The sequence below is a fragment of the Geitlerinema calcuttense NRMC-F 0142 genome, from assembly GCF_030285425.1.
Window position 1 is genome coordinate 32,120 of sequence record NZ_JASVEJ010000009.1, and the last position, 20,826, is coordinate 52,945.

The window sequence follows — 20,826 nt, forward strand, 5'->3', positions numbered from 1 at the left end:
GCTCTCTATCCTTCCTGTGGTGAAATGTCCCTGCAAGTCGGCGATTTAGCCCCCAACTTTAGCCTCTGTGATGCCCAAGCTCAGGAGGTAGAACTTGCCCAACTGAGAGGTCATTGGGTGGTTCTCTACTTTTATCCGCGCGATCTAACGCCCGGTTGTACCAAAGAGGCTTGCGGATTTCGCGATACCTACAGCCAGTATCAAGCGCGTCAATGGATTGTTTTAGGGATCAGTGCAGATGAAGCGCAAACCCATGCTAAATTTGCCACTAAGCACCAATTACCGTTTCCGCTGTTGTGCGATCGCGAAGCCCAAGTCGCTGCGGCTTACGGATGCTATGGGTTAAAAAAGTTTATGGGTAAAGAATTTATGGGGATTCATCGCACCACCTTCATCATCAATCCCGAAGGCAAAATCGCACGCATCTACCGCAAAATGAAGCCTGAACTTCATGCAGGCGAAATTCTTCAAGATTTTCCAGTTGAACCGTAATAGTCCCTTGGAGAGAAACCTGGCGTATGCGTCGGTTATGGCACATTTTTCAAACTGTTTTAGGTCTTATTTTCCGCCATCCTTTGACGGGAACTAGCATTATTTCTCGCCTTCCGGACGGTCGAATTGTTCTGGTTCGGCGACGCGACAATGGTTTATGGTCGATTCCGGGAGGACTGGTGGATTGGGGAGAAGATATCCCCACTGCGGTTCGGCGCGAATTAGCAGAAGAAACGGGCCTAGAACTGGTCAAAATTAGTCGTTTAGTGGGCGTTTATTCGGCTCCCGATCGCGATCCGAGGCTGCATTCCATTTGCGTGGTGGTTGAAGCCCAAGTCAACGGTCAAATGCAGGTGAAAGACGAGTTAGAAATTTCTGAGGTGCAAGCGTTTGAACTAACGTCGCTCCCAGATGGTAAGCTCTCTCATGACCACAATCAGCAGCTTCAAGACTATCTTAACGGTTTAACTACGCTGGCTTAGGCGGCGCTCGGTTTGGTTCGCAACTCCCCATGTTTCATCTACCCACCTGAAATCCTGATGACAATACAGCTACGCCATTCTCGAATTCGGCTGACTCAAGGGAGAATTTTTTGGCATGAAGTAGGTCAGGGGCCTGTATTAGTATTTCTTCATGGTTCTTGGACAGATAGCTCCCAATGGTTGCCCATTCTGGAACGTTTAGGGGAAGAGTATCATTGCTGCGCGCTGGACTTGTTGGGGTTTGGCGAATCGGAAGCGGAATCGGTGCATTACTCGATTGAGTTAGAAACGGAATGTTTGGCAGAATATCTAGAGGCGTTGCGACTCTCTGAAGTTTATTTAATCGGTCATTCGATTGGCGCTTGGATTGCGGCCAATTTTGCGATTAAGTATCCCGAACGGGTTCGGGGATTGGTTTTGCTCGCACCGGAAGGGGTGGAAGCACCGGGTTTAACGCGCCGGTGGTGGAAGGAGTCGTGGTTAATGGGTAAACCGCCTGTGGGTTATTGGTTGATGCGATCGCTTCTACCCATTGCGAAATTACTGGGTAAATCTGGCGCAATTGAGGAAAATTTGAAGCTACGCCAAAAACTGATCCAATCTCCGGCGGCGTGTCAGTTACTCTTTGGGCGGCGCAAAAGCGAAATTCAAGCCGAATATTTGAACGAACGTTTGGGTTGGTTAACGTTACCGATCCTATTGCTGCAAGCGGATCGCGATGCTTCCGAGGTGGCTCAACTCAGTCAAACCTATGGACGCTTAATCAAAAAATGCAACTGCGATCGCTCCCTCCCGGCAGCTTGGATTGGCCGCAGGATTTTCCGGAAGCGATCGCCCAATATATCCGCGAGTTTGTCACTCAAGCGGGGGGACGCGAAACGCCTTATTGAGAAATGGGAAGTTGAGCGAGTGCAACGCTACGAATGCCCCAAAAGATCAGGTGCGGATCGGGTTGGACAATGGCCGCAACTTCCGGCGCTTTGGCTTGCAGGTAATTGAGCAGCGAGGTGCTATCCCCTCCCGTCATGGCGATCGCGCTGTCGGGAAATTTGGTCCGCCAAGCTCCAATAAAGTCTTGAATGCCCGCCACCATTGTATACACAATCCCGCTTTCTACGGCATCGGCAGTATTGAGCGCCCAGCGGGGCGGTAGCGTCGAATCCGAGCGGGCTTCCACAATCGGTAAGGCGGCGGTATGTTCGACTAAAGCGTGCAATTGCAGCCCTAAGCCCGGTAAAATCGCGCCCCCGACTAAATGGCGATCGCCATCCGCCCCCGTGAGCGTTAAAGCAGTTCCAGCATCAAGCACCAGAACCGGCCATCCCAACTGGTTGCCCGCCCCTAAAATCGCTAAAGCGCGATCGATACCCAAGGTGGGATATAGTCCTTTGAGCGGCAGCCGATCCGGGGTAACGATCGTGGTAGCGGGGTAAGTTTGCCAAATTGAAGTTTGTGCCGGAACGACGGAAGCAAGATATAAGGGAATGGGCCCCGCCTTAGCGGCCTGACGCACCCATTCGCGGACATTCAGGGGAAAAATTGCCTCTGGCCAATCGCCTTGGGCCCATTGTTGAATCAGTCGTTCAATTGCCGTCACCGGAACTTGGTCAATCTCCCAGGCTTCCCGCAGGGTTTTTCCTGAAAATAAGGCCCAGTGGAGTCGTGAATTCCCAATCATGAGTGCTAACCAAGTTGGGTCAACCGTTTGGGGATGAATTACATTAGTCACAAATGTTCGTTACTCACTGTGGGGATTGCAACAAAGGTGGTCTGAACTCCTGAAGTTAGCATACCCTAGAGAAAGCCGAGGGTAGAAGGGGACTAGAACCGTTCTGCCGTCTTCTAACGGATTAGGCAAGCAGCCAGCCTCAATTTTCTAAGACCGATAGCATTCTAAGGCTTTCTGCTCTAATATTGACGACGGCTCTCCCCGGAAATTCCCACAATTCGTTAAATTAAAAGGGTTGGCCTGCGCCAACAGTTGCGAGGTGAAAACGCAAGCTTGCGAGTCTGAACCCAAGATTGATAAGTATTTTTCCTGTTCTTCTGATTTGCCCATAGATGATTTTAATCATGAGTCCTCTATTAACGTTGCCTATGCCATTTACCATTGGAGCTTTTTTCCCGCTCGTTCCCCTCGACAGCCTGTTTTCCACTCAGGGCATTATGGTGCTGCTGCTGGTTGCCTATGCGGGCGCGATGTGGATGTTTCTGACTAGCGCCCCCAAGGTTCACACCATTATGGTGTCTGATTTGGATGTGGCTCGCCAATTTTATGAGGGATTGCTCAATCTGCCAGTGGCGGAGGTGCCGCTGCATTATTATTACAATTACGAGCAAACTCTGGGTACAACAGGGATTGACCCCCTGTATATGTCGGCGGGGGGATGGGCAGTTTGGGAACCAAATCGCTCGATCGACCGGATGGGTTGTGGTATCAGTTACAGAAAAATACCCAACTTCATGTCATAAGTGGGGCAAGTCTGGGTAGGAAAGATCGTCAGCGTCATGTGTGTTTTGACCATGACTGTTTGGAGCAGGTGCTGATGCGCGTGCAACTGCGAGCCATTAAGCACAAAATTCGCCGCGACAAGCCCCTGAATTTCTTGGTAAAGGACTTGGACGGGCGGGTGATTGAAATGGCGGAGGTTGCGGATTAGTTGAGGCAGCACGCGCGATCGCACTTCGCCCGTTTGAGGGCGGGGTGCAAGCTTGCTGAAGCAACAATTGACTCAAGTCGGATGTCGATTTGAGTGACTCATCGGTCTTGAGCAAGCTGAGTGCTAGAGATTATGCTACTATGGTAATTTAGTCCCTCTCTGAGCAAGCGTCAGTAAGAGGTACACGGTACAGAGGTACGCCATTGCTAATACAGGAATAATTAACGGGATATCTTTGTAGATCATAAGTTACGGTCAAGTGGAGTGAGCGGAGAGAACGAAGACGGGTGAGAATGTCAAATATCAAGGCACATGAAAACCTTAGCCATCTCGCTTCAGCTCCCAAAAGAAGCCCGCGTAGCGGCTATTTACACGCAACTAAACAGAAGTAGGGGAAGCTACTTCGTTGAGGTCAATTGTCTGTCATCACCTTGGCTTAAACACCCGCTTCAGATAACAGCAGAAGCTTGAACAATCTTAATTTCGCAGTTGGGCCGCTACGCCTTAAACAGGCTACACTCTAAAATTAGATTAATAGAGAAAGAGCCAAAACCAAGCGAGCAAAGCTCACCCAACGTCCTGCGGGACTAGCCAATCTGCTACTCTTATCCAAAGGTGGCTTGAGCCTGGGCTTCCTTGAATTTATTTGAAATCCTTATTATTTAGGATAACACAAAACTTTTCCCTTTCGGGACGATTTTCCCTGAGAGTTTTATAAATCTCAACAGGAAATTTTCAGATACTCCAGCCTTGCCTTAAAATTGAGATAAGATATGTAAAATTTCGTAACTTCTCGCCAGAGTCGGCCTATCCATGACCTCAGCGACCTCCCTATTCTATCCGGTGGAAGCAGACCTGCGTTTGCTAACGGAAAACCTGAAGCAGTTGGTGAGTGCGCGTCACCCCATTCTTTACGCCGCAGCAGAGTACCTTTTTGGCACTGAAGGCAAGCGACTCAGACCCGCCATTGTCCTGCTGTTATCGCGAGCAACCCATCCTAACCAAGAAATCACGGCATCGCATCGGCGACTGGCTGAAATTACCGAAATGATTCACACGGCCAGCTTAGTTCACGACGATGTAGTCGATGAGTCGGCGCTGCGGCGGGGAATGCCCACAGTTCACAGTAGTTTTGGCAATCGCGTTGCGGTGCTAGCGGGCGATTTTTTGTTCGCGCAATCGTCCTGGTACCTGGCTAACCTAGACAATCTCGCGGTTGTGAAGCTCCTGTCTCAAGTGATTATGGATCTAGCGGAAGGGGAAATTCAACAAGGACTCAATCGGTTTGATACCCGCTTAAGCTTAGAAGCTTATTTGAAAAAGAGTTATTACAAGACCGCTTCCTTAATGGCAAACAGTGCGAAGGCAGCAGGGGTTCTCAGCGATGTCTCGCCGGAAATGAGCGATAACCTCTACCGCTACGGCCGCCATGTGGGATTAGCATTTCAAATCGTTGACGATATTCTGGATTTCACGGCTTCGACTGAGGTGTTGGGCAAACCCGCAGGTTCGGATCTCCAAAGCGGTAACTTGACAGCGCCCGTCTTATATGCTATGGAGGATAATCCGTATTTAGAAGTTTTGATTGAAAAAGAGTTTACCGAACCCGAAGATTTAGAAAAAGCGATCGCCCTGGTTAGAGATAGCCAAGGGATAGAGCGATCGCGAGAACTGGCTGCCCATCACGCCCACCAAGCCGCCGCCTGTTTAGCCGGTTTACCGCCCACAGAATCGCGGCAAACCCTCATAGACCTAACCGACTACGTTCTCAGCCGCTTGTACTAAGCTAGGTTCGGCGGAATAGAACTCCGGCGCGGTGTCGGATACATCTGTTGGAGGTGAGTTTGAATCAAAGTTTGCACCTCGCTGCGTTTCACCTCCGTGCCCGTTGCCGCCTGACCCGAAGTTTGGAAAAATACGAGGCTATCCACCCCTTCCATCGCCAAAAGTTGAAATAAAATCTTAATTGTGCCGACCGGAGTTGCCATTACCTGGGGATCTTGGCGAGAATAGGGATGGTCTGCCGCATCTTTAAGCGTGGGAAACCCATAAATTACCGTTTTTTGGCGGTTGGTTTCCCTAGTATTGCTAAGGGTTGTCATCACCCACCGCCCATCTAGCGTTTGCAGGACGTAATACTCGGAATGTTGAAGCTTTTGGGCAAGTTCTTTAAGCAAAGGTGCGATCGCGGCGATCGCTTGAGGCGTCGTCCCATCTTGGGGCGCTTCTGCGATTAATTGCTGAATTTGTCGATCTAAGTCCATTGACCGCTTAGAACTGAAGGGAGCATCACCCCCAGTCTAGACCTTAATGACACCTGGTAGAGTGGGTTATGTTAAGGTCGTTGTACTTTGTTGAATCTTTCGGGGAGATCTGCCAAAGCGTGGAGGCAATCTTTGAACTTGTATTCAGGGAACTTAAACAGTCTACCCGTGCCTCAGAAGGCAACTGCGAGGTAGTCGCGCAGCGGATCGCGATGGAAGTCAGCCGAATCTGCCAAGAAAGCAAGCGCATTCAAGAATCTGGAGAAGTGACCGCTTGGGCAATCACCTTAGCTCGGCATCGCCTCAAACAATGCTTGAACTACTACAACCTCGGCAACCGCCAGGGGCGCTTAGAACTGCATAGTACCCTCAGTGCTATTATTTATCGCTACATTACCCCAGCTCAAATCCCGTCGAGCTACCAAGCTCGGCTGAACTTGATTGAAGATTTCTTACAGGGCTTTTATATTGAATCGTGGAAAGCCTTCGGGCGCGAAGCGCAACTCCCAGAAAATTATCGCCCCAAAACGATTTTAGAACTGGCCGAATACATGGCCTTTGTCGAACGCTACGCCAAGCGTCGCATCCCCTTACCCGGCCGCCGCAGCCAACAACTGATTATTCTCCGCGCCCAAACCTTCTCGCAACAACAGCCCCCAGAAACCTCCGTTGATTTAGAGAGTGCCGCAGAAGGGTCCTCCTTAGATTCCGATCAAAACTGGAGTGCCGGCCCCATCCCAGAAGTGCGAGAAGCGATGATTGCGGCGCAACCCGAACCCCCCGAAGATAGCTTGCGCCAGAACGTGGTGACAGAACTGATTAGCTATCTCGAAGAACGCCAGCAAAACGACTGCGTAGAATACTTTATTTACCGCCTCCAAGATTTGCCCGCCAACGAAATTGAAAATCTGATGAACCTCACCCCGCGCCAGCGGGACTACTTGCAGCAGCGGTTTAAGTACCACTTAATTCGATTTTCGATGGGTTCGCATTGGGAACTGGTGCATCAATGGTTAGAGGCCGATTTAGACAAAAATCTCGGCATGACGCCGCAACAATGGCAAAGCTTTCTGGGCGAACTTACCCCGCAACAGCAGAAATTACTCGAACTCAAGCAACAAAAAGTCCCAGAAAGTGCGATCGCGCAAACTTTAGGCTGTAGCACCACCCAAGTGCAAAAGCAGTGGTCTAAACTTCTAGAGACGGCTTGGGAAATTCGTAATCGTCTAGTATCCGGAATAAGTGCATCTACCGATGAATAGTGACCCAGAAGCCAAAATTAGAGATCTCCTCACTTGGCTCTTCCAAGATCCAGAGCAAGCCCTTCGTGCTGCTCAAGAAGACGTGAAGACAGCATCTCCATCCCCAACTGGGCAACCCGCAAACCCAGCCTCTTCTAATCGCGAATCTGTGCCGCCAGTTTCGGAACCCTCGGCCCCAGCCCTGGAACCCGAAGGCGAACTCGATCCTTTAGATTTAGAAGAAATCGATTGTCTCGCACCCTCCAGCAGGGGGGAAACGGAATCAGGGCAGTCTCAAGCAATGCCCCCACTGGAGGGTCAGTCACAAGAAATGGGAGAGATACCTACTGTGCAAGACCGTTTCCAGGCTCTGCTTAAACATCGATTGCAAGCCAAAATCGAATCCAACTTACCCTGTTTTCCCTGGGAAACAGAGGTTTGTGAATATTACGACGAGGCGTATGAGCCTTTAGTTGAGTCAACCGCTGCTCAACTTTGGCTGACTCAACTGAGAACGCTTAACTTACCCGTTGTGGTTCCTGAATCTGTTTTAGCGCAACTGCTCGATCGCTGTCAGGAGGTCGTGCAGTCGAATTTACGGGAAGGTGCCAAATTGGTGCAAGCCGTGGCATCCCTGTTTCCCGATCGGTTTGGGACGCTCAATCAACTGGCTGGCATGGTTTTGGTATCGCCATTGCGCTCTGGTAGTGCAATGGCTAGCGCCGAAGCCGCTAATTTTCCACCCAGTTATGAAGCAGCATCGCCCTCGCAGCAAATGGTACTTTCTCTATTGGCTGCGCGGCAAATTATTAATGACCTGACTTTAACGGTTTCAACTTCTGGCGAACCCGTTGAGCGTCAGTGGCTCACCAGTGCAGGGCTTTTAACTTTACAAGCCGTTTGCCAGTCTGCCCAAGGCACTCAGTTATGCCTGCAAGCCGTTCTTCCCTGCGGAGGCAGCTTGCGCTTGCAGAGTTCCCAGACTCAGGCAACCGCTCAACGTTCCGATGAAGGGGCTTTGAGCGTGGCGCTATTTAACGTTGCAGTTGAGGATATTTGTGCGTTAAGCGTTCAACTTGAGGCTTGCGAGCAAATTCCCTTGCAATTTTCAGTTTGTTTAACTGATTGAGGCGTTATTGTAGAGACTAAGATTGAGTGATGAGTTTTCTCACCACTCAAAAACTTCTCTACTTTTTAAGTGTCTGTCTCATGGCCCATTTGCCTGAAACTCGCCCTCCCTCTGCTCGCTATAATCCCCTCATCAATCGCCTGCGGGAACGCCGGTCGGTTCCAGTGCCAGAAGAGTCGATTTTATTGCGAGTTTTAGTGCAAGCACTGGTGATTGTGGGCATTATTGCTACTGATTTGGCGGCTCAAACTCAGATGAGTGTTTGGGCTGTACCTTTGAGTATTGCTGGGGCAACCTGGAGTTGGTATCGTCGGCGCGATCGCAATATTCCTGCCAAGTTTCTGATCGCGATCGGAATGCTGGGGGCGCTGTTTTTATTTTTTGGCAATCTGTTCCAGCAACTCAACGATACGCGGCTGGTTTTAGCCGAATTATTGATTCTGCTGCAAGTTCTGCATAGCTTTGATTTACCCCGGCGTGCTGACTTGGGATACTCGATGGTGATCGGGATTATCCTATTGGGCGTTGCTGCCACCCTCAGCCAAACCTTAGCCTTTGCGCCATTATTACTTTTATTTTTAGGAATTGCTTTACCCGCCTTAGTTTTAGATTATCGCTCGCGTTTGGGACTCAGCAGCGATCGCCCTCCAAGCCGTTCGGGAACCCGTTCGAGATGGCAGCCTCTCAAGGCCCTTCGTCCTTTAAAGACCGTCTTCTCCGCCAAGCAGTTTGCTTTTCTGTTGTTAGTGACGTTGGGATTGGGATTGACGATTTTTGCCTCGTTACCGCGCCTTCCGGGGTATCAATTAAGAACTTTGCCTGTGACGATACCGGAGCAGATGGCAGATCGCGAGTTTGATGAAGATAGCCGTTCTGTAAGCAATCCCGGTTATGTGCGCCAAGGACGGGGAGAACGCGATGGGACGGGAGAAGGCACGGGGGGAGATAGTCCCGAAACGGGGCCGGGTGCAATCGATCCAACGTTTTATTACGGCTTTAATACCCAGATTAATCAAAATTTACGGGGCGCGATGACACCGACTGTCGTCTTGCGAATTCGCTCGCAGGCAGAAGGTTTTTGGCGCGTTTTGGCCTTCGATCGTTACACGGGCCAAGGGTGGGAGTTGTCTCGCGAGGACTCAGCGGTAATCGATCGACCCACCTGGTCTTATCAGTTTCATTTACCGCGCCAACCGACCTTAGCCAGACGGCGGGAAGTGGTGCAAACCTATACGGTTGTTTCCGAGTTGCCTAATATTATTCCCGCCTTGGCTCAACCGAAAGAACTCTATTTTCCAACGCGGCAGGTGTCTGTTGATACGGAAGGCGCGTTGCGATCGCCTTTAGGCTTATTAGAAGGGCTAACCTATACGGTCATTTCTGACGTTCCCTATCGCGATCGCACCCAATTGCGAGAAGCTTCTACAGAATATTCTCAGCGCATCCGCGACTATTACTTGCAGATTCCGGAAACAGTTGCCGCCGATATCCGCGAGTTTACCTTAGAAATTTTAGAAAATTCAGAACGTCCGCTGGATTCGCCTTACGAACAGGCCCTCTATTTGGCTCAATATCTCAAACAAAATTTCAGCGTTCTGCCAGAGTTACCCTTTTTTTAGCGAAACAGATGACCTCGCCAGCGTGTTTCTCTTCCGCTACCGAGGCGGCTATGTCGATCATTTTTCCACCACCCTCACGGTGATGCTACGCTCGATTGGGATTCCATCGCGTTTAGTCGTGGGGTTTGGTTCCGGGGAGTTTAACCCGTTTACAGGCTACTACATCGTTCGCAATACCGATGCCCATGCCATGACGGAAGTGTTTTTCCCGCAGTATGGCTGGTTTGCGTTTGACCCCATTCCGGGCCATGAAGTGATTCCCCCGTCGGTGGAAGATTACCAAAGCTTTACGGTATTGCGTCAGTTTTGGAATTGGGTGGCGGGTTGGCTGCCAACTCCCATGCGGAATATTATTACCCAAGTGCTGAGTGCGATCGCGCTATTCTTGGCTCGGATCTTAGGCGGGTTGTGGCGGCTTTTACTCAGCGGTTGGGTGGGGTTATTTACGGCTCTAATGCTGATCGTTGCACTTGCATTCCTGGCTTGGCTAGGGGGAACGCGGTTTTTAGCATGGCGACACCAGCGTCAGTTAGCGAAACTCCCCCCAGTCGAACGCCTCTACCAGCAGATGCTAGGAACGCTTAAGCAGCAAGGCTACCCCAAGCATCCCGCGCAGACGCCTTTGGAATATGCTAGCGTCTGGCGCGATCGCCTTTCTACAGAAGTCGCCAATGCCCTTGATGGCATAACCCAAGCTTATATCCATTGGCGCTATGGCGGACAAGAAACCAATATCGCTCAACTCAAAGAACATCTGCGAACCATTCACGAAAATACTCAACCCCTCCGCCAATTCCGCCAACGCCAGAGACGTTGATTTTTCTGGGGTTTGCTTTTTATGTGTTGTAATGATGTTGATTGAACCCTAATATTTAAAGATTTCACTTTTTTCTGAATATTTGCTAGCCAAATTGAAAGGATATATGAACAATAGGAAATCTCTCTAAAGCTTGCTCTGATTGAGGACTGCAAGGGTTCACTTCATTTTTTCAGTTCTTGAAGTCTCAATCAAGATTCTCCTTTCTGAGTAAAAACTCTGAATTCTACTTCAGGGAATTTTGACATTGCAAAAATTACCGTAAAAATACGGTACTCATTAGTAATCAAGTATCAGTAGGGTAAAGTTTAGTACCCAACATTAAATTAAATAGGAGTTATGCAGATGTTGCGTAAGTCTTTGGGGATTGTCGCTGGTGCCGCTTTCTTGACCGGCTTAGGGGCTGTTGCCAGCCAACCCAGTTACGCTCAATCCATCCAGTTTTCCTGCGTCATGGATCGTGGCTTGCCAACCACTGTTGCCCGGAATACGGCTACAGGAAATAGCCTTCCTGTTGTTCGCTGGTATTCTGAGTATTTTTCAGGTTCCGGTTATGACCCAGTGACTCGTTGCCAGCAAGTCTCCGGGCGCTTTCAATCTGCTCGTAACAGTGGACGATTAAACTACATTACCGCTGGGGTTGTCAATGGTTTACCTGTAGTTTGTGCCACAAACGCAGGCGGACGTTGCGATGGCAGCAATGTTCTGTTTACCCTGAAACCGGGTCAAAATGCAGCGGATAGTTTGCAAAGACTGTTCGATGTGCGCGACTTAGGTGCCGGCCCATTGTACGAAAGCGGTGGTCGTCAGTACATTGATGTTGCCAAAATGTTAGCGCCTCTAGAAGCTCAGGCGGGTTCTGAACCTGCTGCGCCTAGTCTGGGAGGAGAGGTTCAACCCACCACCCCGGCGCAACCTTCTGGCGGAAACTTTTAGTTCTAAAAATCGCTTAAGCTGGTGTTAGCTTGTTGCTGAGAAAAAAAGTTACATGAACTTTCGGTTGCTAACCTTAACGGCTTGTGCTGGCATCCTCCTAATAGGCTCGTCAGCACAGGCTCTTTTCGCACAGATTGTCCCATCTGCGGGTGCAACGACGGAATTAGAAAGTCAAAAGGCGCGATCGCCCTTATCCGTCGAACAAATTCAAAATTTAGCACGTTCGATTACAGTCAAAGTCGCATCAGGACAGTCTTGGGGTTCGGGTATTTTAATCCAGCGCCAAGGTTCTACCTATACCGTTCTAACGAACGAACACGTACTGCGCTTAGGGAACAGCTATCAAATTCACACCCCCGACGGACAAGTTCATACTGCACAAGTGCTTTCTGTCGGTCAGTTTAATGGGAACGATCTGGCGTTGTTGCAGTTTAACAGCGCTCAAAGTTATCCAATTGCCACCCTAGCAGCTTCCTCAGCGATATCTATGGGAGACGTAACCTACGCCTCCGGGTTCCCCGCCGATCGCGACGGGTTTACCTTTACGAGGGGTCAAGTCTCTTACTTGCTACCGCAACCCTTCAAATTAGGGTATCAACTCGGTTATAGCAACGATATTTTTAAAGGGATGAGTGGCGGCCCCGTACTCAACCAATATGGTGAGGTCGTTGGCATTAACGGCAAACATAAATATCCACTTTGGGGAAATACTTATATTTTTAGGGACGGTTCCACCCCAACGGCGGAAGTCAGACAGGAAATGGATTCTTCAAGTTGGGCAATTCCCGTACAGACCTTTTTACAGTATGCGCCTCAATTTGCAGCGATCGCCCAAGCGCCTGTCCCCTTTCCGGTAAATTCTACACCCGTCCCTACAGAACCTAGTTTTTCTGTCAGTCCGACCCCGGAGACAAACTCTCCGAGTCAGTCTACCCCTTCATCTTCCATTTGGGGAGAAGCGGAAGCTATGCCTGCAAATCCGGCAGACCTTCCCCCCCGTCCTGGTTCTTTTTGGTAAATTCAGCACCGAACCGCCTGCAAACACCGATCGAGGAATTCGCATGAGATTTTATCAACCCCTTCTTGCCAGTGGTTTAGTGGGTGCAGTCGTTGTGATGACGGCTAACTCTGTAAAAGCCAATGCATTGCTCCCGACAGAAGTTGCAGATATTGCTAGATCGACCGTGGTGCAAATTCAATCTACGATTGCAGCACCTGGATCGGGCGTCATTATTGGACGCTATCAAGAACGGGGTCGCAATGTCTACGTAGTGCTGACAGCGGCTCATGTTGTCCAACATTCAGACGATGCGTATAGCATCATTACACCCTTACCCACAGATGGATCGGCATCTCAAAGGAAGCAGCGCCAGAGAATTGCGATTGAACCCCGCGATATTCAGAAGTTACCCAATTTAGATTTAGCAATTGTGCGGTTTAAGAGCGATCGCGCTTATAAAACAGCCACATTGGGCGACTCTGACTATACCACTGAAGGGGCGGGCGTTTATATTGCGGGTTTCCCCAACCCCGGTGAAGCCATCCAGCGGCGCGTGTTTCAGTTCACCTCGTCTTTGGTTTCCTCTCGCTTAGACCAGGAAATTGCTGTGGAAGGGGAAGAAAGCAGCGGCCCCTTACCGGGAGGATATGCTTTGGTCTATACCAATATCACGCGGGCTGGAATGAGTGGCGGCCCGGTGTTTGATGTGGCAGGTCGCGTTGTGGGTATTCACGGGATGGGCGATGGCGAGCAAATTGTAGGCACCGATCCCAATGCCAGACCGGGACAGGAAGCCGCCCGTGCCGCTAGAACCATTAATCTTAAAACGGGCTTTAATTTGGGCATTCCCATTCAATCATTTTTAGAAGCGATGCCCAATGCGCGGCGAAACCTCTCTTTAAACTTTGACCGTTCTGCACCAGGGGTTTTGCCAGGAGGAGGTTTAATTGCCCTGAGAGGCGGACAATCTCAGCCTGTTACGAATATTGTTGAGGAAGAAGACCCCGCTAACGATGTTGTGGTTGAGGGGTCGCAACCGATGCAGCAAGCGGTTCCCACTCAACCGCAGCCAGCGCGATCGCCCGCCGCTTCTCCACAGCCTGCACCCCAAGCGCCCGCAGTTCCCACCCAACCTGCCCCCACTCCAGCACCCGCAACGGGTGGCGGTCCTTTCTTCTAAGTTTTTCAATCTCGGCAAAGATGAGATATTGCGATCGCAGCTAGCCCGATCCAACATTCCAACCGCTCCCACTTCGATGCAGAGCGGTTTTTTGCTGGTCTTTTCTTGCCTTGATTGTTGAAGGTTAATTCTTGTAATTTATTCTCAAGAAATTTAAGAGAATTGTCTTCATTCAGTTATCAGACTTGGCTAACTTCTGACCCGTTGAGTTGATGCCTTCAACAGCTTTTCAACTGCTCCAAACTGCTAATTTTAGATGTGGAAATGCTGACATTTGGTAAACTTCCGTGTAAATACGGAACCTAGAAACGAGGAGATATCAGTAGTTTAAAGTTCAGTATGCGAGGTAAATTGAATAGGAGTTTTGAATTAGCCGTTTAGGATGAGCGATCGCGCTGACAGTCAAGCCCAATTCTGAGTTTGATTTCCCCCTTTTACTCATCTGCTGGAGTCAAACATCGAGGGCAAAGCTGTAACAAATATTGTTGAAGAGGAAGACCTGGGTGATGATATGATTGTCGAGGCTTTGCAGCCAGTGCGATCGCCCGCAGCTTCTCCACAGCCTGCACCCCCATCGCCCATCGTTCCTCTAACAGCTTGCACCAGCTTTAACGACTGGTGATGGTTCATTTTTCTAAGTTTTAGCTAGCATCCATTCACCCCAAATCTCTCCAAGGATTGGATTTGTCATTGCTATTATTACTGACCTAATTTAACGTCCTAACCCCTCCGCAGCGAAGTGGGGGCGGTTTTTTGCTTACATTTGCGTGTTGAGGAATTCCCCATGTCTGTTGCTAAACCTGTTGTCCTTGTTTCCACCGTTCTACTCAGCCTCCTTCCCCTGCCTAGTTTTGCTCAACCCATCACCCCAGCAGCAGACGGTACGGGAACGCAAATTACACCCCAAGGCAACCAATTTGACATACATGGGGGACAACTTAGCCGAGATGGTGCGAACCTCTTCCACAGTTTTCAGCAATTTGGACTCAACCAAAATCAAATTGCCAACTTCCTGTCTAACCCCAATATTCGTAACATCTTAGGTCGAGTGGTTGGCGGCGAAACATCCTTTATTGATGGACTCATTCAAGTAACGGGGGGTTCCTCAAACCTGTACTTAATGAATCCATCAGGAATTGTATTTGGTCCGAATGTTAACCTCAATGTCCCCGCCGCTTTCAACGCCACCACCGCCAATGCAATTGGTTTTGGCAATAGCGCCTGGTTTAACGCCACTGGTGAGAATAATTATGCATCTTTGCTGGGCAATCCCACCCATTTTGCTTTCACCACGCCTCAACCGGGAAGCATCGTTAACTTAGGAACATTGGCCGTGTCCCCCGGAGAAGACTTGACCCTTATGGGGGGAACGGTCTTTAGTCCCGGAACCCTATCTGCACCTGGGGGTAATCTCACCGTCGCCGCAGTCCCCGGAGAAAGCCTTGTGCGCCTCTCCCAAACCGGAAACCTCCTCAGCTTAGAATTTCAACCCCTCTCTGCTGATAGCGGGGTCAACCCTTCCAATGTTCCCATTACTACGCTACCGGGTTTATTAACTGGAGGAGGCATCCCTGAAGGACTCGCCACCGGACTCAGCGTAGAAAATGGTCAACTGCATCTAACAGGTTCAGGCTTCAGTGTCGAAAATGGAGATATTGTCGCCAAGGATATCAGCGCCGGAAATGCAACTCTGGCCGCTAGTCGGAATTTAACCTTGGTTGAAAGTCGTTTAGAAACGCAAAACGATTTAACCCTGAAAGCCGGGAACACTGTTCAAATACGCGATAGTCTTGCCAATCCCTTTTTAGCGCGTGCTGGGGGAAATCTCACAATTCAGGGCAATCAACTGATTGATATTTTTGCCCTCAATCATCCAGAAACGCCTTTTCAAAGTGGTAGAAACCTAACCTTAATCAGCGATGGTTTAATTTCCGGGGATGCTCACTTTGCCTCTGGGGGAAGCTTCCAAATGCTGACCACCCAAGGGCAACCCGGAACCTTTGTCAGTTTCTTCGACCCGATTATTAGGGCTGATGGTGATGTAACATTTGGCAATTACACCGGAGTTGCCCTCAAAGTAGAAGCAATAGGAAGCATTACCGGGGGAGATATTACAATCACTGGCCCTGATGCGAGTGGTTCTATCCCTACAAGCGATCCAGATTTTACAGAGTTAACCACTACTAATGCTCTAATTTTGCGAGCTGGAAGTCCAATTTTCTGGTCGCCAAATACTCCAGTTACAGCAGGTGGAACAAACTTTACAGAATCCTCTCCACCTCTAACCCCTTCTGGAAGTATTGAAGTTGGCAATATTAATACCTCGGCTGGCAACGGTGGTCCTGTGAATTTATATGCACCTCAAAATATCACCACAGGTTCAATAACAACGAACGGAGGCAATATTGACATATCTACTGGTATCGATAGTCTAAGTACACTGACTACAGGTACATTAAATACAAACTCAAATAGAGGTAATGGTGGGAACATACGGCTATTTACTGGAGGAACGGTTACAGCAGGACAAATTTCTAACGTGAGTACTTCTAATCAAGAAAGTTTTGGGGACGGCTCTCTTTTTATTCGTTCACGTGAAATTAACTTGCTTGGAGGATCAACTACAGAAAGGCGCTTAGGCAGGTTTATAACTATAATCCCTGTTGGTGCCTATCATAATGTTGTCATCGGTCAGCTTAGTGATACAGATGGAACGGCAACTTTAGACCTAACTTTAAATGATTTATCAGCCTTGAAAGATGGTAGTTATCCTACAATTGATATTGGCAGTGAATTTACTCTAGCCGGATACGATTTAACCGGAATAGTAAGAATTGTAGGAACGCCTGGTTTATTAGAAGGTTTTGCTGGTATAACTATTCGATCTAGTGTATTAGTTGAATTTGAAGGGAGCATTAGTACATCTGGCACTCTTAGAATTGCCGCTCCTGAAATTAACTTTTTAGGAGGTTCATCCTCAATCAAGGCTGATACAGTAATAATTAGTTCAGTCCCAAGTGCCCCCAATATAGTAGTTGGAGGATTAACTGATAGTGGTAACGAAACTTTAGACTTTACCATTGATCATTTAAATGCTTTAGATGTACCACCTGGAAACTTTATTAACTTTTGGGGTTTAGGCCCTACAGCTACAGTCACATTTGCAACACCTTTGACGTTAAATAACTCAATATCGGTCATGGGCTTGCCTATTATTACAAGTGATTTAACAGTTAATGGGCAACTCTTCTTTAGTTATTTTGGTAGTCCAGCAAGGATTGAGAACAGTGTAAAATTATCTGCTCTAGGAAACAATTCAATAATTGGTTTTTTCAATGGTTTAAATGTAGGAAGCAACGATCTAACTTTAGAAGCTGATAGAATTACTTTTGCTCGCGAGCCTGATTTAATTGTAACAGGAACAGGAAACTTAGTTTTACAGCAAACTACCCTAAATCCAGACATTACTGTTCGTTATAACGTTCCTGAAAGTATATTTATTGAGGAATCTCCTCATCTTAATAACTTAGGGCGTTTGCAAAACGGTTTTGCTTCAATTACCATTGGGCGGGAAGATGGTAGTGGAAGTATTACCCTGCTGGATAACATGACATTTCGCGATCCAGTAACGATTCTTTCTCCTGGTTCAGGTGGCTCTATTACTGCACTAGGTTCCATTACTGGATTAGATGATGCCTTGATTACCCTGACTGCCCCTACAGTCAATTTGCGTTCAGATGTTACTACAACAGGTCCAGGTATAGCAATTAATGGCGATCTTGTTCTAGGTGCAGATGTTACTATCAGTGCAGAAAGAGGGACTAGCCCTTCAAGTCCTTTTATCTATCTAAATGGTAAGGTTGACGGCTCTCACAATCTAACTCTAGAAACAGATATACCTGGTTCTGTTTTTCTTTACGAAGCGATTGGTTCTACTACTCCTCTAAGAAGCTTAACAACTATTACTGAAGAAACAGAGGTTTACGGTAACATTACAACCGCCAATGGCGATATTAATTTAGGGGGTCTTATTTATCTTCGGGATAATATTTCCCTAAATGCTGGAACAGCTACAATTAGGACTCAAGGAAATGTAGCTTCTTTGGGATTATCCGGTCCAAGTTCTTATGATGTGTCCTTAACAGCAGATAATATAGAACTGGGTGTGGGTGGATTTGGAGGCACAAGAAATTTAATTATTCAACCCTTTACTTCTAGCCGAAATATTATTTTGGGTGGAACTGTTGAGAGTCCAGATGCGTTAAGCCTAACAGGAAGAGAAATTAGTGGTATTCAACCGGGCATCAACTCTATTACCATTGGTCGTGATGATGGTAGCGGTACAATCAGCATCCCAAACGATGTTACTTTTACTTCACCCGTAATAATTCAAGCACCAAATACAGGAGGAACAATTAATGCTACAGGTATACTTAATACTTCTCGCTCTGACATTAGCTTAATTGCTGGTGGAGATATTGTTCTAAATGGCATTAACACAAGCGCCTCAATTCCAATTATCCCACCCACTCCGACTCCACCGCTTACTCCAACTCCCCCTAATTCAACTTTTAGAAGTGGCGAGATTAATATTATCAGCAGTAATGGCTCCATTACTTCTACAGGCACTTTTACGACTCGAAGTGTTGATGGAGGTGCAGGAAACGTTACTTTGCAGGCGAACAGGGGAATTACTGTCAATCCTCCAGGCAGTAATTTCGATGGCATTATGACTTATAGCTTTGATGGGGACGGTGGAGATGTAACGTTACTTACCACAAATGGTGATATTACCATCAAAAACATCAATACATTTGGTTCGGGAAGTGCGAGGGCCGGAAATGTTACTGTTAATAGTCCTAATGGAAATATTACTTTGGAATCTGTGAAAGCAGGTGACGATTTCAATATTAGTGCTTCAGGTCCATCAACTGGAGGAAACATTGCTCTAAATGCTAGGGGTAATATTACTGTCCCTCAATTTTTAGATTCCAATGGTTCTCTTGAGGCTGGTGACATCAGTGTCATTAGTGAGGAAGGAGGTATTGCCATAAATTACATAGGGGCAAGTAGCAGGCAAGTAGGTGGTAATATCACTCTACAAGCTGAGGATTCTATTAGCTCCCGATGGATTCTAGCCACTGGATCGACTAGGGGTGGAGATATAAATATCGCTACTAATGAGTACCTCCGGGTTATAGGTGGAATTAGAAGCAGAGATATAGTTACTAATAATGTGGGTGGAATTTTGCCACCTATTGGGCCTGATGTAACTACCAGTATTTCTGCTGCTAGTAATACAACTAGTGGTTCTGTCACTATTCGTCAAGGAAGACCTGGTTTAAATACTCCCTTCATTATTGGTGACGACAGCATTAATGGCACAGGTGGCGTAATTGTGGGGGATAACGTACTGTTCACCTCTCCCCCTCAAGAAATCCGAGGCCTTTTTACTCAAGGCAATATCACAATAGAAAACTCAGCAACATTAACTCCGCCAACCCCACCACCACCGACACCACCTGTAGTCGTACCGCCACCAACACCACCTGTCGTAGAAATTCCACCACCACCGACACCACCTATCGTCGTACCGCCACCGCCGACACCTCCTGTGCAGCCTGTGTTGAGCAATGAAGACGCCAATACAATTGCTAGAGATTTACAGGGTGAAAATTTACTTATAGCTTTTCCAAACCTGAGCGATACAACAGATGTTGCTCTTGATACCCTGGTGGCGGGTTTAGATGAATCCTTAACCCAACAGTTTGAACAAGCTTTGGGACTGGCGGGAGGTTCAATTGTCACCCTGGCTGAAGCTCAAGCTAGTTTAGCTCGCATCCAAGCGGCTACCGGGGTTAAACCTGCCGTGGTTTATGCGCTGTTTAATCCTCAAACCGTTCCTGGGGTGGCTGCGGCTAAGAACCTGCGACGCAGCGACAGCGATGAACTTGAAATCATCATGATTACGGCTGAAGGGAAACCGATTCAAAGAACGATTCCCGGTGCGACGAGAGCTAGAGTATTGCAACTGGCGGATCGATTCTACAGACAGGTTTCTGACCCCAGTCAACTCAATAGCAATGCTTATTTAAGCTCTGCTCAACAACTCTATCAACTCTTAATTGCACCAATTGAGGCTGAGTTGCAAGCGCAGGGGATTCAAAATCTTGCCTTTGCAATGGATGTGGGGTTGCGCCTCACACCTCTGGCGGCCCTGCATGACGGTCAGCAGTTCTTGGTGGAAAAATATAATCTGGGACTAATTCCGAGCCTTTCGCTCACCAGTACCGAGTTTGTAGATATCAAGGCTGCACCCGTGTTAGCTGTTGGTGCTTCCCAGTTTGCTGCCGACCAAAATCAACCGCCCTTACCAGCGGCGGGAATTGAAGTCAGAAAGATTGCTGAACAACTGCGTCAAGGGCAAGTGTTGCTGAATGAAGAGTTTACCCTCGACAATGTGCGATCGCAACGCCAGCAATTCCCCATCGTCCACCTCGCCACCCACGCCGACTTCCAACCGGGAGATTTGAACAATACCTACATTCAGTTATGGAATGAAAAACTCGGCTTTAGTCAATTGCGCGAACTCCAACTGAATAATCCCCCAGTTGAATTAATGGTGCTATCGGCTTGTCGCAGTGCCTTTGGTGACGAACAAGCCGAATTAGGCTTTGCAGGATTAGCGGTGCAAGCCGGAGTTAAAACAGCAGTCGCGAGTCTCTGGTATGTCGGCGATACGGGAACGCTGGGATTGATGAGCGAATTTTATCGTCAACTCAACACTGCCCCAATTAAAGCCGAAGCCATACGCCAAGCACAACTGGCAATGCTTAAAGGCGAAGTGCGGGTAGAAAATGGGCAAATTGTTACGCCTGAAGGCAATGTACCTCTACCTCCCGCAGCCGCAACCGGCATTCAAGAAAATCTGGCGCATCCCTTCTATTGGGCAGCCTTTACGATGATTGGGAGTCCTTGGTAAGTCTCTGAATCAACTTGCCCTCAC

The 20,826-nt window shown here is 48.3% G+C and carries 12 protein-coding genes and 2 pseudogenes; 12 read left to right on the forward strand and 2 right to left on the reverse strand.

Annotation, left to right across the window (positions count from 1 at the left end):
* The first annotated feature begins 24 nt into the window (after positions 1-24).
* The 3 genes from bcp to QQ055_RS02430 are packed head-to-tail and all read left to right on the forward strand — an operon-like array spanning position 25 to position 1,973.
* The gene (bcp, locus tag QQ055_RS02420; protein ID WP_069970027.1) at positions 25-492 is read left to right on the forward strand and encodes a thioredoxin-dependent thiol peroxidase; all 468 of its coding nucleotides are present in this window, start codon (positions 25-27) and stop codon (positions 490-492) included.
* Between the two features lie 26 nt (positions 493-518).
* On the forward strand, positions 519-974 hold the full coding sequence (locus QQ055_RS02425; RefSeq protein ID WP_069970026.1) for an NUDIX domain-containing protein: 456 nt from the start codon (positions 519-521) through the stop codon (positions 972-974).
* Between the two features lie 57 nt (positions 975-1,031).
* Entirely contained in the window at positions 1,032-1,973 is a 942-nt protein-coding gene (locus QQ055_RS02430; RefSeq protein ID WP_286004181.1) for an alpha/beta hydrolase, read from the forward strand.
* Here QQ055_RS02430 and QQ055_RS02435 read toward each other — a convergent pair.
* Positions 1,858-2,703, reverse strand: a complete 846-nt coding sequence (locus QQ055_RS02435; RefSeq protein ID WP_241829449.1) for a pantothenate kinase — start codon at positions 2,701-2,703, stop codon at positions 1,858-1,860. The two genes, QQ055_RS02430 and QQ055_RS02435, sit on opposite strands and share 116 nt — an antisense overlap.
* Positions 2,704-3,071: 368 nt before the next feature.
* Between QQ055_RS02435 and QQ055_RS02440 the strand changes: the two are divergent.
* Positions 3,072-3,634 (forward strand): annotated as a pseudogene (locus QQ055_RS02440) (VOC family protein).
* Between the two features lie 813 nt (positions 3,635-4,447).
* The gene (gene sds / locus QQ055_RS02445; protein ID WP_286004182.1) at positions 4,448-5,419 is read left to right on the forward strand and encodes a solanesyl diphosphate synthase; all 972 of its coding nucleotides are present in this window, start codon (positions 4,448-4,450) and stop codon (positions 5,417-5,419) included.
* On the opposite strand, the gene QQ055_RS02450 is transcribed toward sds, so the two are convergent.
* The gene (locus tag QQ055_RS02450) at positions 5,416-5,898 is read right to left on the reverse strand and encodes a hypothetical protein (RefSeq protein WP_286004183.1); all 483 of its coding nucleotides are present in this window, start codon (positions 5,896-5,898) and stop codon (positions 5,416-5,418) included. The genes sds and QQ055_RS02450 overlap by 4 nt on opposite strands.
* Positions 5,899-5,966: 68 nt before the next feature.
* Here QQ055_RS02450 and hetZ point away from each other — a divergent pair, with 68 nt between their 5' ends.
* The 7 genes and pseudogenes from hetZ to QQ055_RS02485 all read left to right on the forward strand — a co-directional run bounded on the left by hetZ (position 5,967) and on the right by QQ055_RS02485 (position 20,802).
* On the forward strand, positions 5,967-7,160 hold the full coding sequence (hetZ, locus tag QQ055_RS02455; protein WP_069970021.1) for a heterocyst differentiation protein HetZ: 1,194 nt from the start codon (positions 5,967-5,969) through the stop codon (positions 7,158-7,160).
* The gene (locus tag QQ055_RS02460; protein WP_069970020.1) at positions 7,153-8,268 is read left to right on the forward strand and encodes a hypothetical protein; all 1,116 of its coding nucleotides are present in this window, start codon (positions 7,153-7,155) and stop codon (positions 8,266-8,268) included. The genes hetZ and QQ055_RS02460 overlap by 8 nt, the downstream gene beginning before the upstream one ends.
* 80 nt (positions 8,269-8,348) lie before the next feature.
* A pseudogene (locus tag QQ055_RS02465) lies at positions 8,349-10,704 on the forward strand (transglutaminase TgpA family protein).
* Between the two features lie 345 nt (positions 10,705-11,049).
* Positions 11,050-11,640 carry a COP23 domain-containing protein gene (locus QQ055_RS02470; protein WP_286004184.1) on the forward strand — a complete coding sequence of 197 codons (591 nt, stop codon included), beginning with the start codon at positions 11,050-11,052 and terminating at the stop codon, positions 11,638-11,640.
* A 52-nt stretch (positions 11,641-11,692) separates the two neighbouring features.
* On the forward strand, positions 11,693-12,658 hold the full coding sequence (locus tag QQ055_RS02475; RefSeq protein WP_286004185.1) for a S1 family peptidase: 966 nt from the start codon (positions 11,693-11,695) through the stop codon (positions 12,656-12,658).
* A gap of 43 nt (positions 12,659-12,701) precedes the next feature.
* Positions 12,702-13,820 (forward strand): S1 family peptidase, encoded by a 1,119-nt coding sequence (locus QQ055_RS02480; protein ID WP_286004186.1) that lies wholly within the window; start codon positions 12,702-12,704, stop codon positions 13,818-13,820.
* Positions 13,821-14,604: 784 nt separating this feature from the next.
* Positions 14,605-20,802, forward strand: a complete 6,198-nt coding sequence (locus tag QQ055_RS02485) for a CHAT domain-containing protein (protein WP_286004187.1) — start codon at positions 14,605-14,607, stop codon at positions 20,800-20,802.
* The last annotated feature ends 24 nt before the right edge of the window (positions 20,803-20,826 follow it).

Excerpts from the sequence above, each read along its gene's own strand:
- bcp (WP_069970027.1), top strand. The coding sequence starts at position 25 with ATGTCCCTGCAAGTCGGCGATTTAGCCCCCAACTTTAGCCTCTGTGAT.
- QQ055_RS02425 (WP_069970026.1), top strand. The coding sequence starts at position 519 with ATGCGTCGGTTATGGCACATTTTTCAAACTGTTTTAGGTCTTATTTTC.
- QQ055_RS02430 (WP_286004181.1), top strand. The coding sequence starts at position 1,032 with ATGACAATACAGCTACGCCATTCTCGAATTCGGCTGACTCAAGGGAGA.
- sds (WP_286004182.1), top strand. The coding sequence starts at position 4,448 with ATGACCTCAGCGACCTCCCTATTCTATCCGGTGGAAGCAGACCTGCGT.
- QQ055_RS02450 (WP_286004183.1), bottom strand. The coding sequence starts at position 5,898 with ATGGACTTAGATCGACAAATTCAGCAATTAATCGCAGAAGCGCCCCAA.
- hetZ (WP_069970021.1), top strand. The coding sequence starts at position 5,967 with ATGTTAAGGTCGTTGTACTTTGTTGAATCTTTCGGGGAGATCTGCCAA.
- QQ055_RS02460 (WP_069970020.1), top strand. The coding sequence starts at position 7,153 with ATGAATAGTGACCCAGAAGCCAAAATTAGAGATCTCCTCACTTGGCTC.
- QQ055_RS02470 (WP_286004184.1), top strand. The coding sequence starts at position 11,050 with ATGTTGCGTAAGTCTTTGGGGATTGTCGCTGGTGCCGCTTTCTTGACC.
- QQ055_RS02475 (WP_286004185.1), top strand. The coding sequence starts at position 11,693 with ATGAACTTTCGGTTGCTAACCTTAACGGCTTGTGCTGGCATCCTCCTA.
- QQ055_RS02480 (WP_286004186.1), top strand. The coding sequence starts at position 12,702 with ATGAGATTTTATCAACCCCTTCTTGCCAGTGGTTTAGTGGGTGCAGTC.
- QQ055_RS02485 (WP_286004187.1), top strand. The coding sequence starts at position 14,605 with ATGTCTGTTGCTAAACCTGTTGTCCTTGTTTCCACCGTTCTACTCAGC.